Here is a 17,390-nt window from a genome sequence, read left to right on the forward strand (position 1 = left end):
TAAAATATACAGCAGACCCGACAGATAAGTTGCCAGCCATCAGTTATTGGCTTATGGGCTCTTTTGCAAGATCATCTTATAAAAATTTGATGCTTTCAGCACCCCTAATAATTTTGGGAATCATCATAATAAGACTCTTGATATTTAGGCTAAATATTATGAGCCTATCAGAAGATGAAGCAAAAAGTCTCGGGGTTAATGTCAAAAAAACCAGACTTATTTTTATATTTGCATCAACACTTATCACAGCTTCATCTATATCAATGTGTGGTCAAGTCGGATGGATTGGCTTGATAATTCCTCACATGGCAAGGATGATGGTAGGAGCCAACAACACTCATACCCTACCTTTTAGCATATCTTTAGGATCAAGTCTTATGGTATTAATAGAAGCTTTATCAAGAACAGTTTCTGTAATAGAACTACCAATATCAGTTCTTACAGCAATAATAGGAGCTCCAATTTTTATAAGTCTAATTAGAAAAACTGGGGGTGGTTTCAATTAAATTAGAAATAAAAGATGCAGGATTTTATTATGATAAAAATCATGTATTATTTAAGAATTTATCTTTTTGTCTGGATCAAGGTCAGGTTTTATCTATTTTAGGACCCAATGGAGTTGGTAAGACTAGCCTTATAAGATGTATATGTGATTTTGAAAAATGGAAACTAGGAAATAGTTTTATGGATGGAAAAGATATTTCAAGTTTTAACAGAAGAGACTTATGGTCTAACATATCCTATGTTCCACAAAAAAGGTCATTTTCTTTTGAATATTCTGGAATTGACATGGTAGTGTTAGGGCTTTCTAGTAAAATTGGACCATTTGCAAAACCAAGCGCAAGAGAATATAAGAAGGCAAATAATATTATGAAAAGTTTAGCTATAGAGAATCTTAAAGATAAGTCGTGTTCTGTGATGAGTGGGGGAGAACTTCAGATGGTTCTAATAGCTAGAGCTTTAATATCAGATCCAAGTTTAATCATATTAGATGAGCCAGAAAGTGGTCTTGATTTTAAAAATCAACTTAAAATAATTTCATTAATCAAAAAACTATCCAAGATAGATAATATTAGTGTTATTATAAATACTCATTACCCAGCCCATGCTCTTGAAATAGCGGATAAATGCTTGATGTTAATGGAAAATGCTAGACATAAAATAGGCAAAACATCTGATATTATCTGTAAGGAAAATATGAAAGATGCCTTTGGGGTAGAGGTTATACTCGAAAAAATAAAAAAATATGAAAAAGAATATGAGGCTGTAATACCAATTAGAATTGTAGGAGATTAAAATGAAAAATATTAGCAAGGGAAAAATATTGACACCAGAAGAGGTCATACCTATAAAAGACCAGCAAACCATAAGTAAGAAATTTGTAGACTTATCTGAGCTTCACATCCTACTTATGAGTCTGGACCAAGATACCAGCATTTCCCCTGAATTTTATGAAGAAGAAAGAATATATCTCGTCTTAAAAGGGGACCTTAAATTTAATAATGAAAGACTTACCAGCCAGGACCTAATACTTTTTGAAAAAGACAAGCTTTTTGGCATAGGAGCAAGGAAAAAAAGTATATTTTTAGAAATCGCTATTGACTTAAAGGAGGAAGAAATGAAAAACATTGACAAGGGAAAGAAAATTAAATTAGTTGACTATTTAGATTATGTAGAAGGAGGAATCGCAAACATTGACCTTGTATCAAAAGATGGGTTTAGGCTTGTTTTAATGGCCTTTGATGCAGGTGAGGGGCTAAAACCACACAAGGCTCCTGGAGATGCTCTGGTCCTAGCACTTGAGGGTAAGGCAAGGCTTCTTGTTGGAGACAAGGAAGTGGAGATAGAATCTGGAGACCAAATAGTATTTCCAGCAAATGTAACTCACAATGTAACTGCAATTAAAAGATTTAAAATGTTATTAATCTTATCTGTAGATAAATAAAAAAGATCTTGAATGATTTTTCAATCATAAATCTGAAATCTAAAAATTAGACCAATACCAGAGTTGAAATTAAAGCTTACTCTGGTATTTATTTGTTATAAACATGGGTTTGTTTGCACATTAGATTCTTGAAAGTATTTGAAAATGTAACTTGCAAGTACAACTTTTGATTTTAATAAAGAAAACAATGTTTATTACCATGATACTGGCAGAGGCTATAGCCCATATGCTTATTTAGGACTTTATAAACAAAAGAGCTTAAGATTGATAGGCAAGGTGTGTGCAATAATTGCCGCTGTAGAAAAAGATGGAGAAATTGAATATGAGGCTGAATTAGGTGATGTAACAAACGAACATAAGGATACTATTGTTAAAGCAATGGAAGATGCTCTTTCCTATGGTTATGCTTTAAAAAACTACAAGCATAAATATTTCTTCGTTGATAAATTTTATGAAACAGACTTTAGAAAGGTGTCAAAGAGAGCACCAATGGGAGTAAAGATATTTGATTTAAAATAAATTTAATAACTAACCCTCAAACCCCTTAAAATACAAGGATATTTGCAAGAGTACAAGTTGAATTTACTACCAATTTACTACTTTTGAGGGAAGAGCCTTGATGTGCTGTAAAAACTCTTGCAGATAGAAACGTTTTACCACAGATAACACAAGGTATAAAGAAAGTGCAAAATTAAATAGGAAATCATAAAAGCGGTGATCTTTCGTTTCTGTTAAAGGAAACATAGGAATACCACTTTTTTCATGTCCATGTTACGAGGTAGAAGTAAGCAAGGGCTTGAAATATAAGGCTTTCAAAGGGCGATTTTGAGAAAGTAAGGGTAATATACATTTTCTTTCAAAATCGCCTTTTACTGCGTAACAAATAAAAATAAAAGGAGTATCAGTATGGCAGTTTTTGGAACAGAAAAAGACAAAACTTTTTAGTTGCTTGAAATCTGGACATGATGGCGAATTCTTATTGAAACATCAGCATATAAATCCACATCAAACCCCTCTGCCACTTCAAAACTTACAAATATACAATATGGTATTTCATCTTTTTTAAGTTTAATTGCTTCCTCTCTACAATTTACTTTTATAATAAGATCATCATCATTCCAGACGATTGGGTTTTCTCCAGTAAAAATCTCATGTTGTAATGACCCCTTACGAACTGCCTGCCATTCTGTATTTTGCCTCTCTGGAACAAGACCCTTTCCACCATCATCAATATTAAACCATAGTTGTGCACCTCGATATGTTTGCTTATTTGGTACAACAGGAGAAAGATAAGCTAAGGTAACAGTTAGCTTCCGTTTCATTAGGCGAGACGAAAAGTCTACAGGAAGCGGGAGTCTAAAGATATCCCCTTCATCTTTCTTTAATGCTCCAAGTCCAATAAGAGTTATGCGTTCTTTAGTGCACTCTATAACACGACTTATATTAGGAATACCGTTTCCAAGCCATTTACTTAATTTTTTTGGGGAAGTTTCCATTGATGAAGCAATTTTATCAGCAATAGATTCCCATGATGCACCATGTGTGAGCATAGCCTTCAAAAGGATTGCCGTAGAATCTGCTGGCATCTTGGTACCTGTTTCGTCAAGAAATATCTGATTAAGTACATCATGGCATTTTGCTGCTTCATGTGTTATTTGTGCGGCAGCATCGCTAGTTCCAAAAGAAAAAGCACATCCATCTGTGGCGCCCGTTCCATATGGAGCAGCAGATAAGCATCCTGGCTCATGCGAAGATTCTACCCAATTGATTTTACCATCAAATCTTCCTCTGACAAATTCTCTACCACCATAATAAAACAAGTCCGGAGTAATGATAGAACGATACCCTTTTCCAATTGCAGATATAGGGGATGGTAGTCCCCTGTCAACGGCCCAAATAAAACGATCGGTTTCATTTACATTAGTGAAATCATCATACAAAGCGCCGATTGTAAGTCCATTCAAACTTTCTGCGGGTGACAATATTTTAAGATTGCGTTGATTATCTTTTATGATCTCAGCAAAAATGTTATTTCTCTGTGTTATGTCAAGAGATTTTAGTTCGTCGAACGGTTTATCTATAAAGTTTACAATCTCTGGGTGGTTGCCGGCACTTATGATAAACAAAATCTTATATTTATAGGCAAGAAAATCGAGCAGTCGCGCGGTCGGGCTCATTGTGACAGCCAACTGTCGCACAGGGTCTCCAATAGACAAATTAATTACTTTAGTATTGGGGGCCGTTGCGCTCTCTTGACCCTCTCCCTCCATCATTCTCTTTACAGCTCGGTGAAGAACATCAATAAACATACTGTCATCCGGAACACCTTCTGTAATCTTATCGAAGCCGCTTTGTTTCGGTCGTAAAATAGGTCTCACATATACGGGACTACTAATAGGAGAGTCATTCCTTTTAATATCACCATAAATTGCAAGGGAGACCATCGAAGTACCATGAACACGATATTTGCTTTCATATCCCGTAGCATAGTCATCAGGATCATCAATGATAACTCGTCCACGAAGCAGACGGTGATTTTGCATTGGCATACCGTCAAAAACGGCAACCACAGCATCACCTGTCGGTAATGATGCTTCTTCAGTAGAAGTGTATACTTCTGAGTCCGTTGTAGAAACAAATGCAGATTGACAAACAGGACGGAAGAACATGATATCGTCAACTTGCGATAATTCAATTTCTTCATATTGATTAACTAATCTCTCAATAGAAGTTCTTGGTAGTTCAACTAACATACCATGGTAAAATATTTCATCTATTATACATTCCTGAATTACATGTCCTTCTAACAATTGAATTTCGCGGTGAATCGTTTCAGCAGAATTACTTCTTTTTGCCGCATCACTTCTAAAGAACAGTTCGATTTCAAACGGAACGGGAGAATCCCCATCAAATTCCAGCGATTCACGCCAATATTCTAAAGCGTGTGTTTCTTCAATTCTATCTCTTGCGTCCCACTTCCTTAAGTCTTTTATTTGGGTAAAAACATCACGGAGTCCTGCAAATCCCCGTTTGAATACATCTGTTTCTCCATTTTGATATCTTTGCCACAATGATAATAATTGCGACATCGCCTGTTGATTAGACATTACACAATATAGTTTCCCGTTTAGTGAATTTTCAATCTTTTCACCAGATTTACTGTCTACTTGGTAAAAATCATCATCCGGATCAAATGGTCCAGTCTCGCTGTCAAATATCCATTCAAGACCATCTGTATTTTTCACTGCCGTATAGAAACTATCAACAGTTCCAATTATTTCAAAAACCAAAGCAAATTCAGGGTTAATCCCAGTGGGAGATTGCTGAATTTTTAATGCCTTCTGTTCAAAAGCAGTTTTTAGTAAAGTAAAAGATGGTTGTAGCCGAGTGAACTGCTTTCCAAAAGACGGACTTACTGTCTTTGTAAATACGGGAGGTTTGTGTTCACGATCTGCTCTTTCTGGAGACGGAAATAATATTAAAGGTCTGTCTGGCATATTTCCAATCCTCCTTTATTTTTATTTGCAATAATTACCTGAGACTGCCAACTACGAATGGCCTTCTCGGTAATTTCCTTCACATTATCATTCGGCAGACTTAAAATATACTGTCTATAAACTGATAATGCAAATTCCTCCGCTTCTGCATAGCTTATGCCTAATGTTTTTTTCGCAAGTGTGCTGGGCTGCAAACCGAACTTAAAATCTTTTTCTTTTTCAAAAAAAAGATAGTATTCCTCCAAATTATTTCGGGTTGGTTTTGGTATTTCTAGCCGGACTTGAAACCTACGCCATGCTGCTTTATCAAGTAAAGTATCATGATTTGTAGCAGCAATAACAATGACATAACTTGGAAGTGCATCAATTTGCATCAATAAAGAGCTTACTACACGTTTAATTTCACCAGTTTCATGCGTGTCCCCACGTTCTTTCCCTAGTGTTTCAAACTCGTCAAAAAACAAAACACACTCTCTGGTTTTCACATAATCAAATAGTCTTGATAATCGAGATGCGGTTTCACCGAGATAGGAACCTATAATATTTTCATACCTAACTGTAAGAAGTGGTATCATCAATGCTTCGGATATTGCTTCTGCCAATGAAGTTTTTCCGTTTCCGGGAGGACCAATTAAAAGAATTTTATTTCGTGGTTCTATGCCGTATGACTGCAGTAAATCGGAACGGTTTTGTTCTGTTATTAAATCTTGACAGGTTAATTTAATATGATTTGGAAGAATCAAATGATCTAGTCTTTTTTTAGGAATCTTTTCCAAGAAAAGATTTTGTTCATTTGTCCCACCACGGATAGTCGTTGGTGAAAACAATTTATCTTTCGCGGTATCTTTTTTTGATTTTTTTAATAATTCATCAATTTTTGCTGCAAGTACTGTATGCTGCTTTGAACGTTCTTCGGCGCATAACGCCTCAGTAGCTTTCCTAAAGTTTGTATAGTCATTTATTAAACCATATTTTATTAACTCACATATCAAATCTGCTCTTGCCATAATTTTTTACCTCCTAAATTTTCAACGATAAATGGCAAGCGATTCTATAATAACCCATCCGGAATATCGATGAAATTATTCTCACAAAAATCAAAAAAACTTTTCACTGCTAGATTGCTTGGTGTAACATGACAGTTCTCCCAGCGGTTAATAGTCGAATAACTTACATTTATTGCACTAGCAAGCTGCTCTTGGCTTAAATCAAGGTTCTTTCGCACAAAAATAACAAACTCTGAAAATGTCATTATCATACCTCTTTCTTAATATAGCATATGCCATTATTTTTTTATTTTATTATAGCATATGCCATATTTTTTCCAAGAAGTCTCTTAAATAATCTTATTCTATATCGCTGTGATCGATCTGAATAATATATCCGTCTATTGCCATTTTCCGAAGGTACGCTTCCATGTTGCTTGTAGGCACCTGTTTCATCTTTTCTTCTATCAAAGTGCGTTCTTCTTCCGTAACACGAAATTTAATCTGCACATTTCTTTTTCTGTTATTCATAGGTGAATTTCCTTTCTGCTTTTATAGAGGGTTTGGGACACTTCCCAAGAGTCTACCCCAGCAGACTTTAGCCTGCGAGGGTACAAGCAAAATCTCTATCGCCGAAACTGCGGAAAATAGAGATTTTTTACGGAAAGGGTACCCCTTTCCTATGCTTGCTATTCTTCTTATCCCTTAATCTCTATAACAACGGTAATTTGCCTTTTGCCAAAGCACAGAAAGAAAAAACGCTACAATTTTTTATAACTGCAACGTTTATTTCATATAACCTTTTCAATTGGTTTTTGACACACTATGCGTTTGATTCTTCTGGTTTCTTTGCAATAAATAATATATATATTAGCAATAATATTTGTTAGTTGACTCTAACTGTACATGGTGTTATAATAAAAACCGACACGATGTCGGAATTGGTAGAAATGAAACGGGGTCTTTATTTTGAAAGAAGAGAAACAAAAAGTTGGACAAATCAGAAAGAAAGAAATTCGGGAAGTCGCAAAGAAAATTTTTTTAACGAAAGGCTTTCAAAGTACAACTATGGAAGATGTCATTACAGAGATAGGGATGAGTAGAGGAGGTGTATATTATCATTACAGAAGCAAGGTAGAGATATTACATGATTTAATGAGAGAAGGCATGGCTTATCGTATGGCTAAAATGAATAGTTTTATGGCGGATTATTCTAGTGAGCTTGGTAAAGAAGCTATCGCAGAAATGCTTGTCGACAGGATGCTTGATGAAAATGAGTTAATGAGTATATATGTAATGTATCTACAAGCTATAAAAGACAATGATGAATTAAAAGAATTGTATTCCATATTGAAAGAAGAAACACTCCATTCGGCTTATGGCGGAGATATAAATGGTGTAAAACTGGGTGATTTTAGATGGAATACTACAGATTTTATACTTTATTTTATGAATGCAATTATTTTAGGTTGCGAGATTCTTGAGGCAAGAAATAATTTCCGGAAAAATAGAGACTTTTTAATTAAAGTGATGATGCTTTATTTTGACTACTACGATGAAGGGAAAATAAAGTAAGAATCAGCACAGAGGCAATAATAAAGTAAAAGAATTAAATTAGGAGGGAAAAATGGATAAGAAAGAAAACAAATTACAGGTCAAGGATTTAATAATGATTGGTGTATTTTCTGCATTATATTTTGTGCTTAATATGGTTGGAGGAATGCCTTTTGCCATGAATCCTATATTAACATTCTATCAACCAATTGGAAGTGCATTTTTATCAGGAATTATATTTATGTTTTTAATTGCAAAGTCGCCTAAAAGAGGAACTATTACTATTTTGGCAGTTATCATGTGTATTTTAAGATTTGCTACTGGTATGCATTGGGCTATGGGAGTAGGAACTTTGATAGCCGGAATAATTGCTGAAATTATAGCAGGAAGCAAGAACTATAAAAACAAAACAATGAATATGCTATCTTTTGGAATATTTGCACTTGGTGACATTGGTACATTTTTAGTATACTTCATCAATCCAGAATCTTGGTCAAACGCAATGATTAAAAAAGGTACAGATATTTCATATATTGAATCCATGAATGCTGCAGCTGCTAATTGGATGATTTATGTAATCGTAATCGGGACTTTCTTGGTTGCTTTGCTTAGTGCTTGGATTGGCATGAAACTTTTGAAAAAGCAATTTGAGAAGGCCGGGATAGTGTAATGAAGAAAAAATCAAATTTACACTTTAACCCATGCACAAAAATAGTTTTACTATTTTTGTGCATAGTTATCTCTAGCCTATTGCCTTCGATAGAATATGAATTGATTTTTGTGTCTATAATTGCACTTTTTAGCGTTATTAACAAAAAAATCAAATTTGCTTGTGGAGGCATACTCATATATTTAGTAGTGTTTATTGTTAGCGTTTTAACTGTTAAGTATGGGAGTAACACTGTCAGGAGTTTGCTAATGCCATTTTTAGGTTTGGTTCACAAGGTTTATCCAGTGTGTATGCTTTCTACGCTTATACTAAGTACTACAAAAGTAGGAGAGTTTTTATCTGCCATGAGTTATGCGAGAATTTCTAAAAAAATAACTATCCCTCTGGCAGTAATGCTTCGATATATACCTACTGTACGAGAAGATTGGATGTATATAAAAGATTCAATGTGTTTAAGAGGTATTACACCATCTTTTTTTGGATTTATAAAAAATCCGGCTTTGACGATAGAATGTATTTATTCACCCATGATAATCATGGCTTCAAAGGCAGCGGATGAATTAACTATTGCATCTATAACAAGAGGGATAGAATCTCCTAAAAAGAGAACATCCATTATTGAAATTCGTTTTGATATTCAGGATGTTATTGCTTTAATAATCGGTGTTGTAATTACTGCCTTTATAATTTATAGGAGTATTTTTTATGATTGAATTAACAGGAATTAGCTTTAACTATAAGAGTACCCCAAGCAACAGCTTGAGTAATATAGATTTAAAAATAAAAAAAGGAGAATTTATCCTCGTTTGTGGAGCTTCAGGTTCAGGGAAAACATCTATTACAAGAGTAATAAATAAGCTAATTCCAGACTATTATGAAGGGCAGATAGAAGGTAATGCAAAAATAAATAATGATTTATTATCGAACTATCAAATGTTTGAAATTTCAGAAATAGTTGGTAGTGTTTTTCAAAATCCAAGAACTCAGTTTTTTAATGTGGACACAAATAGCGAAATAGTGTTTGGTTTAGAAAATCAAGGTATAGAAAGAGATATTTTAGAAAAAAGATTAACTGAAACTTGCCAGACATTAGATATAAGAAAATTGCAGAATAGAAATATTTTTCATTTATCCGGAGGAGAAAAACAAAAAATTGCTTTTGCATCAGTTTATGCGATGAATCCGGACATTTATTTGTTGGATGAACCATCTTCCAATTTGGATATACCGACGATAGAGGTGTTAAAAAGGCACTTATCTGTTTTGAAAAATAGCGGTAAAACAGTTATTATTTCCGAACATCGAATTTACTATTTGATGGATTTGGTTGACAAAATCATATATATGGAAAATGGACAAATTCAAAAGAGTTATTCAAAAAAAGATTTTTTGAATTTACCCGAACAAGAAATTAAAGCGATGGGGTTAAGATCCAGAAGTGAAACAGGACTTGATATAAAAGAAGATATGAGTACTGCAGAACAAGCATATTTACAAGTTGAAAATCTTTCTATACATAGAAAAGATAAGTGTATTATAAGCAATCTTAACTTTTTTGCAAAAAAAGGAGATATTGTTGCGGTGTTAGGTTCTAATGGTATTGGCAAAACCACTTTTTTAAGAACTCTTTGTGGTTTGCATAACGATTACGAGGGAGACATTCTATTTGATTCTAAAAAGATAAATGTTAAAAAGAGAAAGCAAAAAACCTATATGGTTATGCAGGATGTGAATTATCAATTATTTGCTGAAAGTGTATTTTCTGAATGCAAATTAGGAATAAAAAATTCAAACGATGATCTTATTGATGAAATCCTAACTGATTTTGACTTATATAAATACAAAAGCAACCATCCGAATACCTTATCTGGAGGTCAAAAACAGAGATTGGCTATAGCTGTAGGGTTAATATGTAATAAAGAAATTTTAATTTTAGATGAACCGACAAGTGGACTTGATTATAGAAATATGCTTAAGACTGCAGAATTATTAAAGCGTTATTCCAAAGAAAAAGTTATTTTTATTGCTACGCATGATAATGAATTTGCTAATCTAATTTGCAATCGTGTATTGAATTTAGAGAAATAAATGGAGATGTATAAATTTGGGATATTTTAAGAAGGCTATATAAGTATGCACCTGAAAAAAGAGGGTATTCCTATGCTTCGATGATTTTATTGGCGATAACAACTATTCTTTCAGTGATTCCATATCTTTATTTATGGAAGTTTTTGAATGAGCTTTTAGTGGTTAAATCCATTGAAAATACAAATAAAATTGTGGTTGTTGAAAATGACAAAATAGAAAGTGCCGGAGAGCATAAGTATTTATTAAAAAATTCCACAAGATATAGAACTTTAGTACAGTATCCCCAATTAACAAGTGAGGATGAATACTAATGTGGTTCAAAAAACAAGATAAGGATAATAATTTATGGAACAGGATATAAAAACGCAATTACTAACAAAAAGACCAATAGATTTACTCTTTCAGTTATCTATTCCTGCGGTCATTGGAATGATAGTGATTGGTCTATATCCTTTAATGGATGGAATATTTGCAGGGAAAATTATAGGACAGATAGCAATGACTGCCTGTGGTGTTGCCATGACATTGACAATATTTAATAATGGTGTTGCTACTTTAGTAGGAATAGGATCGGCATCTGTTCTTTCTCGTGCTTTAGGGAAAGGCGATCTGAAAACCGTAGATAAAATCATGGGCAACCTAATATTTTGGGTGATCTTGTTTTCGGGAATAATAACGGTTGGAGGAATACTACTTGCACCGTATTTTTTAGATATGGTAGGTGCGACAGGCGAAATCAAAGCTTATGGCATCAGATACCTAAGAGTGATTTTTATCGGCTCTCTCTTTGTGAACTTTACACAGTCTGCAAACATGGTTATGCGTGGCGAAGGTCTGATGAAAAAAGCCATGATGATTATGGGGCTTGGTGCATTACTCAATATTATTCTTGATCCTATTTTAATGATCGTTATGGGTGAATATGCTATTGAAGGGGCTGCACTTGCAACTATTACAGCGCAGTTTGTTCAAGCTGCTGTAACACTTAATTATTTCTTGAGAAAGAGCAAGGTTGTAAAAATTCATAAGATACAGCCTGATGCAGAAATTAAAAAGGAAATGTTCGGAATAGGTTCATCAGCTATGATGATGCAGCTTCTGTTTATGATTCAGCATACTATACTTTACAAAATGGCTTTCAAGTATGGTGGAGATCCGAACGGAATTTTAATGTCTGTTGCACTTCGTGTATATGCCTTTTCGTTCATTCCGCTTTGGGGAATGAGCCAAGGATTACAGCCTGTTGTAGGAACAAACTTCGGAGCAAGGCAATTTGACAGAGTAAGGCAAGCTATGAAAGTATTTTCTATCGGAGGAGTTTTGCTTGCAGCAATTTTTTGGATTCCATCATTGCTATTCTCAAGTCAGATACTTTCCATGTTTGGCATAGAAGCAAATATTATTGTAAAAGGAGTTGGAAATTTCAGACTGTTCTATTCTGTATTTATTTTGTACGGAGTAATGGTCATGAGCATTACCTTTTTTCAATCTATCGGAAACGGGAAGAAAGCGGGAGTTATTGTTATGTTCAGGCAGCTATTCCTGTTTGCTCCTGCAATGATTTTATTACCAATGATATTTGGAATTAAAGCAGTTTGGTTTACGCAGCCCCTTGTAGATTTCATCATGATTGCAATAGGCGTTGTAATGACAATAACTGAACTAAAAAACATGGAAAAATCAGGTTCGACACAAAATAACAGGTAGTTTTATGAGATGAATTATATAAACAACGAACGACAATGGTTACTATGCCCCGTTTGCAAAAACAAAACACGAGTGAAAATCAGAAAAGATACGGAGCTAAAGAACTTCCCACTGTTCTGTCCGAAATGTAAACAGGAAACTTTAATCAACGTCAAACAATTTAATGTATCAGTCATCAAAGAGCCAGATGCAAAGACACAGAGCCGGTGATTCACAGTTATAAAACTGTAATTACCAGCTCTTTTTATTTTAAGGAGAAACCTACTTATGCAAAAGTCTCAATACACAAGTTATATATGACCGTCGTTTTTATCCTGCTTGAATAAAGAAGCGGAAGCTTAAAATCAATCATAGGTTATGAAACACGGCGGCTCTAAAGGAGGTATCGCCGTGTTCATTTTTTATTATCTTAAAATCTTGTTAAAAGGGATATATTCTATTTCCGGGTTTTCGTGCTTTTACGGATGACCTGTTAAATCATATCCATAACCTTATTTTTTCATGTCCGATCCCGGCTGCCCTGCGCAGTCGAGATTTTTTGTGCCTGCAAAAAATTTTTTCAAAAAATATTCGCTTTTCTTTGGCAGTTTTTAGCTCTTCGTTGTTGAGGGTTTACGAAAGGGAAAATTCTACCCGCTTTCGCGGCTGCGAAAGGAGGTGAATACCATGAATGAACCTGAAAGAACCGAATGGCAGATACGCTGCGCATTTAACGGCTTCTGCAAGCGGACATTGAAAAACGAAAGTATCAATGCCCATAAGGAGCTTAAGGAGCGGCAGGCACACGAAATTAACTTTTCCGACCTGACACCGAAAGAGGAAAACCAGCTTTATACCTGTGAAGATTTCTTTGCAGAAGATAAAGAAGAACAAACCTTTTTCGCAGGCGGAAAAGAATTGAGTGCAAAGCTCATCGCTGACGCGATCCACAGCTTGCCGGAAGAAAAAAGAAGAGCTGTCCTGCTCTACTACTTCTTTGATATGAGATATGCTTACAAATATACAGATACCTTTGGAAAACCGCAGTTTGTGTACGCATGGAAATTAGTTCCTACGGATAAGACCCCTAAGGGCAAGTGTGAGGATAAATCCCTGCGTGAAAAAGTCAAGGAGATACAAAAAGACCTTGATGACGGGATTGCCCCTGTAGGAAAGAAAATGACCGTGTGCCAGCTTTACGAAAAGCACATACGAAATCATGCAAATGTAAGGCACGGTACAAAGCAAGGTAGGCAGCAGCTCATGAGAATACTTGAGGAAGATACGATTGGAGCCTACAGCATCGAGAATGTAAAAATGTCTGATGCAAAGGAATGGGCTTTGCGAATGAAAGAAAAAGGCTATTCTTTCAAAACCATCGGCAACCATAAGCGTTCTCTAAAGACAGCCTTTTATTCTGCCATTCAGGATGACTGTATCAAGAAAAATCCCTTTGACTTTCATATCAATACAGTCATTGAGGATGACACCGAGCCGAAAATTCCTCTTTCGCCCACGCAGGAAGAAAGCCTGCTTTCCTTTGTGAAAAGCGATAAGGTCTATTACAAGTATTATGATGAGCCTATCATTCTGCTTGGAACAGGGCTTCGTATCTCCGAGTTGTGCGGACTGACGGTCAGAGATATTGATTTTGAGAATCGTACAATCAATGTGGATCATCAACTTCAATACTCCGGTAAAAAATCGTACCGCATTGAAATTCCGAAAACGGACAACGGCATTCGTAAAATTCCGATGAGTGACCGCGTGCTTGAAGCCTTGCAGAGAGTACTGCAAAACAGCGAATCCGCGTCATTCTTCTTTCCGCAATAGCGACAAAACATGCCTCGTTCTCCGCCGGCTTGATTGGTTGCCATCTTCTCCCTTCCTTTCTTTTGTCATAAAACAAAATACTTCATTATTTTATGTAATGTTTCAGTATATTAGAAAATTCAAGGTCATACAATACGAAGGTGCGGACGGTGAAGGAGTGAAAACTAATTTTTCTTTTTCTGGCCTTTTTCGTTTACAAAAAAGCTTTTATTTTACGGAGTATCCCCGTCCCTCGATAAAACATGTTAAACTATTGAGTATGTAGGTCGATGATGTTGAGAAAGGAAAGTCCATGGGAGCGAAAATCAAATTATGGTTTATTAACGAAAAAAACTTGTTTAAGATGTTGAAATATGTGGCATTGACGATGGTACTCCTCCTTTTGACGTGGGTTTTCGACCATGGATACCCCGAGCTAAAGGCCCGTGTGCCGGATCAATTGCTTTTGTCCGTGGACGTATCCATGGATTTTCTCTCGAATATGTCCGGGGTCTTTTTGACGATCAGTATATTTTCTTTTACGACGATCGTTACGGTGCTAAATAAATACAGCAGCAGCGTGTCGCCTCGTATGCTTCAGACGTTTATCGACCGCACCGATGTCTTGGGGCTTTTCGGCATTTTCATCAGCGGCTTTTTCTATTCTGTTATCAGCATTCTCATGCTGCAAAATGTAGGGGCCGACGACGATGTCATGGCGGGGAGTTTTGCCATCGCCTACGCCATTGTGGCCATGATCGGTTTTGTGGTTTTTGCCAAACAGGTGCTTAAAAACATTAAAATTTCAAATATTATTGAAGGGGTCTATGCCGATTGCGACGCCTTGATCGATGGGGAGGTGGCCCGTCGTGAAAAGGCGAAGCGCTACGAGGACGACAAGGACGCGAAGGAGTTTCCCGTGTTGGCCACGACGACGGGGTATTTTTTCGAGGTTCAGTCCGAGACGATTTTAAAGGCCCTGGAAGGGATCAAGGCGGAATTTACCATTAAAAAACGAATCGGTGAATACACCACGGAAGGGGAATCCCTGGGGGTGTTGAAGCTTTTCGGCGGGAAAAATCTCAGCGGAGAAGAAATTGAAGAACTGATCGATACCATCGCTCGCGCCCTGGTGATCAATATGTTTAAAAATATTCAAGACGACTACCATCACGGCCTGGTGATTCTCACGGAGATTTCCGTCTTGGCCCTGAGTCCGGGAACCAAGGACCCGAACACGGCGGTCATGTGTGTGAATAAAATTTCTTCTCTCTTAGGGAAATTGCTCTCCACGGCCAATCAATTTGTCGTTTTGGAAGAGGACGGGGATACAAAAATCATCTACCAAAGCTATTCTGTGGAAGATGAGCTCTATTTGGTATTCAGCCAGATCATCACCTATTCCGGCGGCGATCCATTGGTCACGCGGGCCATTTTGCAGGGGCTCTATATGATTTACATGTTGGCGGGAGCGTGCGCAAAGCCCGGCGTGAAAGATTTCTTCGACTCCGCCTACGAGCTGCTTATGGCGAATTTCACCCACGAGGTGCACCTGATGCGATTCGAGCGCATCCGCAAGAATATGGAAGAGCGGGTAAGCATCAAAGAAGGTCGGCACTTGGCTTAGGTTGTGCCGAAAAAAGTGACAGGAATCACGGGCAGGTGATTGAAATCCCCATTCGATCGGTATGTATGAAATGAACGAACGAAACAGTGGATTCGTCGAGGAGGCGAAACAATGAAGTTGACTGAAACGATGAAGAGCAAATGGAAACACTTTTTAGATAAATTGGCCGGTGAAAACAAGAAAGCCTTTGGGGACGCGCCTTTGGATTGCTGCTCCCTGAATAAAAAGGAAAATCATTGAAACGAGCCCTTCGGGGCTTTTTTTCATGGCTTTTTTTCCGGCGGGAACAGAATTTTCGCGGCGAAAAGTCCACCTTTCCGGGAATCTTTTGGTAGAATAAGACAGACAATAATTTTTGGAGGTCGTTTTGGAAAATACAAGAAACAGTAAAAAGAACGCGCCTTTGCTGCTCCTCATGGCCACGGTGACGCTTTTGGCCATTCTCTGTGAGCTCGTGCCTTCCGGGGTCTTGCCGCAAATGAGCGAAGCTTTCGGCGTGAGCACGGCAAAGGCCGGGGGCTTGGTAGGGTCTTACGCCATCGCCTCGGCGATTTTCGGTTTGCCCCTGGTGGCCTTTACGGTGACTTTTGAGCGGCGGCGCCTCTTGGTGATTCTCTTAATGGGCTTTGCCGTGGCCAACGGCTTGGTGGCCGTGGCGCCGAGTTATGAGGCGGCCATGGCCGGACGCTTTTTAGGCGGCATTTGTGCCGGTACCCTTTGGCCCATGATCACGGCTTACGGCATGGCCTTGGTCGACGAAAAAGATCAGGGGCGGGCGGTGGCCATTATCATGTCGGGCATTACCGTGGGCATGAGCTTGGGGCTGCCCTTCATGACCTGGATCGGCACCACCTTCAACTACCACGTGTCCTTTGTCGTCTTGGCGGCGGCGCCTGTGGCCATTGCGGCGGCGTCGCGGGCGTTGCTTCCGAAAGTGGAAGGGGAGGCGCGGAGCAGGGGCAATTCGCCTCTCGCCATGCTTCAAAACCGCGGCGTCCTTTTAATGATTACCCTCACCTTTTTGGCCGTGGGCGCCAATTACGGCGTCTACACCTACGTCACAAACTTGGTGGCCGACGTGCATTACCCCGGCGTGGCCGTGGCCCAACTTTTCTTCGGCGCGGGATCCGTTTTGGCGGTGATTCTTTCCATGCTCTTCATCGACCGCCATTTGTACGGCATGTTCGTGGCCCTTTACCTCTCCGGCGCAGCCACCATGGCCGCCTTCTGCTTCGGCGGATCTGTGATTCTCTTTCACGCCGCCTTCGTCCTCTGGGGTCTGGGCTTCGGCGCCATGAGCAGCATGTTTCAAACGGCGACGGCCCGGCAGGTCACAGAAGGCGTGGCCGTGGCCAATGCCGTGCAGTCCATGGCATTTAACTTCGCCATTATGGTGGGCACCACGACGGGCGGCCTATTATTGGAAAAAGAAGGCACGAAACCCATTCTACTCGCCGCCATGGCCGTGTTGCTCGCGGGCCTCGCCTTGGCGGCAATGAACAGCAAGCGATTTGAACGACAGTAA

Annotated in this window: 19 protein-coding genes; 15 read left to right on the plus strand and 4 right to left on the minus strand. The window is 37.9% G+C overall.

Features of this window, described 5'->3' with window-relative positions:
• From WKT05_RS02160 to WKT05_RS02175, 4 genes are all read left to right on the plus strand, one after another.
• Window positions 1-506 (plus strand): FecCD family ABC transporter permease (locus tag WKT05_RS02160; RefSeq protein ID WP_340412729.1); only part of this gene is annotated, 506 nt, incomplete at its 5' end.
• Window positions 493-1,296 (plus strand): ABC transporter ATP-binding protein, encoded by an 804-nt coding sequence (locus WKT05_RS02165; protein ID WP_215508897.1) that lies wholly within the window; start codon window positions 493-495, stop codon window positions 1,294-1,296. The genes WKT05_RS02160 and WKT05_RS02165, both read left to right, overlap by 14 nt.
• 1 nt (window position 1,297) lies before the next feature.
• A complete protein-coding gene (locus WKT05_RS02170; RefSeq protein WP_340412730.1) occupies window positions 1,298-1,945 on the plus strand; it encodes a cupin domain-containing protein in 648 nt (215 codons plus the stop codon).
• 264 nt (window positions 1,946-2,209) lie between these two features.
• On the plus strand, window positions 2,210-2,464 hold the full coding sequence (locus WKT05_RS02175) for a hypothetical protein (RefSeq protein WP_340412731.1): 255 nt from the start codon (window positions 2,210-2,212) through the stop codon (window positions 2,462-2,464).
• A 422-nt stretch (window positions 2,465-2,886) separates the two neighbouring features.
• Here the strand turns inward: WKT05_RS02175 and WKT05_RS02180 are convergent, their stop codons facing one another.
• The 4 genes from WKT05_RS02180 to WKT05_RS02195 all read right to left on the minus strand — a co-directional run bounded on the left by WKT05_RS02180 (window position 2,887) and on the right by WKT05_RS02195 (window position 6,959).
• A complete protein-coding gene (locus WKT05_RS02180) occupies window positions 2,887-5,442 on the minus strand; it encodes a S8 family peptidase (protein ID WP_340412732.1) in 2,556 nt (851 codons plus the stop codon).
• The gene (locus tag WKT05_RS02185) at window positions 5,424-6,449 is read right to left on the minus strand and encodes an AAA family ATPase (protein WP_215508702.1); all 1,026 of its coding nucleotides are present in this window, start codon (window positions 6,447-6,449) and stop codon (window positions 5,424-5,426) included. Before WKT05_RS02185 ends, WKT05_RS02180 begins: the two co-directional genes overlap by 19 nt.
• Window positions 6,450-6,493: 44 nt before the next feature.
• Window positions 6,494-6,694: a helix-turn-helix transcriptional regulator gene (locus WKT05_RS02190; RefSeq protein ID WP_008522391.1), complete on the minus strand. Its 201-nt coding sequence runs from the start codon at window positions 6,692-6,694 to the stop codon at window positions 6,494-6,496.
• Between the two features lie 94 nt (window positions 6,695-6,788).
• Window positions 6,789-6,959, minus strand: a complete 171-nt coding sequence (locus tag WKT05_RS02195) for a plasmid mobilization protein (RefSeq protein WP_432765680.1) — start codon at window positions 6,957-6,959, stop codon at window positions 6,789-6,791.
• A 438-nt stretch (window positions 6,960-7,397) separates the two neighbouring features.
• Between WKT05_RS02195 and WKT05_RS02200 the strand changes: the two genes are divergently transcribed.
• The 11 genes from WKT05_RS02200 (at window position 7,398) to WKT05_RS02250 (ending at window position 17,390) form a co-directional block, all read left to right on the plus strand.
• Window positions 7,398-8,003 (plus strand): TetR/AcrR family transcriptional regulator, encoded by a 606-nt coding sequence (locus WKT05_RS02200; RefSeq protein ID WP_009644426.1) that lies wholly within the window; start codon window positions 7,398-7,400, stop codon window positions 8,001-8,003.
• A gap of 52 nt (window positions 8,004-8,055) precedes the next feature.
• Window positions 8,056-8,652 (plus strand): MptD family putative ECF transporter S component, encoded by a 597-nt coding sequence (locus tag WKT05_RS02205; RefSeq protein WP_009644439.1) that lies wholly within the window; start codon window positions 8,056-8,058, stop codon window positions 8,650-8,652.
• The gene (locus tag WKT05_RS02210) at window positions 8,652-9,365 is read left to right on the plus strand and encodes an energy-coupling factor transporter transmembrane component T (RefSeq protein WP_215508704.1); all 714 of its coding nucleotides are present in this window, start codon (window positions 8,652-8,654) and stop codon (window positions 9,363-9,365) included. Before WKT05_RS02205 ends, WKT05_RS02210 begins: the two co-directional genes overlap by 1 nt.
• Window positions 9,358-10,740, plus strand: coding sequence for an ABC transporter ATP-binding protein (locus WKT05_RS02215; RefSeq protein ID WP_215508705.1), 1,383 nt, complete (start codon window positions 9,358-9,360; stop codon window positions 10,738-10,740). Before WKT05_RS02210 ends, WKT05_RS02215 begins: the two co-directional genes overlap by 8 nt.
• Window positions 10,741-10,898: 158 nt before the next feature.
• Window positions 10,899-11,051: a hypothetical protein gene (locus WKT05_RS02220; protein WP_340412733.1), complete on the plus strand. Its 153-nt coding sequence runs from the start codon at window positions 10,899-10,901 to the stop codon at window positions 11,049-11,051.
• Between the two features lie 34 nt (window positions 11,052-11,085).
• The gene (locus WKT05_RS02225; protein WP_215508707.1) at window positions 11,086-12,447 is read left to right on the plus strand and encodes an MATE family efflux transporter; all 1,362 of its coding nucleotides are present in this window, start codon (window positions 11,086-11,088) and stop codon (window positions 12,445-12,447) included.
• Window positions 12,448-12,456: 9 nt separating this feature from the next.
• Window positions 12,457-12,657, plus strand: a complete 201-nt coding sequence (locus WKT05_RS02230; RefSeq protein ID WP_215508708.1) for a cysteine-rich KTR domain-containing protein — start codon at window positions 12,457-12,459, stop codon at window positions 12,655-12,657.
• Between the two features lie 456 nt (window positions 12,658-13,113).
• Window positions 13,114-14,259, plus strand: a complete 1,146-nt coding sequence (locus tag WKT05_RS02235; RefSeq protein WP_445323173.1) for an integrase DNA-binding domain-containing protein — start codon at window positions 13,114-13,116, stop codon at window positions 14,257-14,259.
• Window positions 14,260-14,551: 292 nt separating this feature from the next.
• Window positions 14,552-15,865: a DUF2254 family protein gene (locus WKT05_RS02240; RefSeq protein WP_340412734.1), complete on the plus strand. Its 1,314-nt coding sequence runs from the start codon at window positions 14,552-14,554 to the stop codon at window positions 15,863-15,865.
• Window positions 15,866-15,976: 111 nt separating this feature from the next.
• Entirely contained in the window at window positions 15,977-16,105 is a 129-nt protein-coding gene (locus WKT05_RS02245; RefSeq protein WP_340412735.1) for an LDCC motif putative metal-binding protein, read from the plus strand.
• A gap of 127 nt (window positions 16,106-16,232) precedes the next feature.
• Window positions 16,233-17,390 carry an MFS transporter gene (locus tag WKT05_RS02250; RefSeq protein ID WP_340412736.1) on the plus strand — a complete coding sequence of 386 codons (1,158 nt, stop codon included), beginning with the start codon at window positions 16,233-16,235 and terminating at the stop codon, window positions 17,388-17,390.

The sequence above is a fragment of the Peptoniphilus sp. HCN-40583 genome, assembly GCF_037892835.1.
Classification (GTDB): Bacteria; Bacillota; Clostridia; order Tissierellales; family Peptoniphilaceae; genus Aedoeadaptatus; species Aedoeadaptatus rachelemmaiella.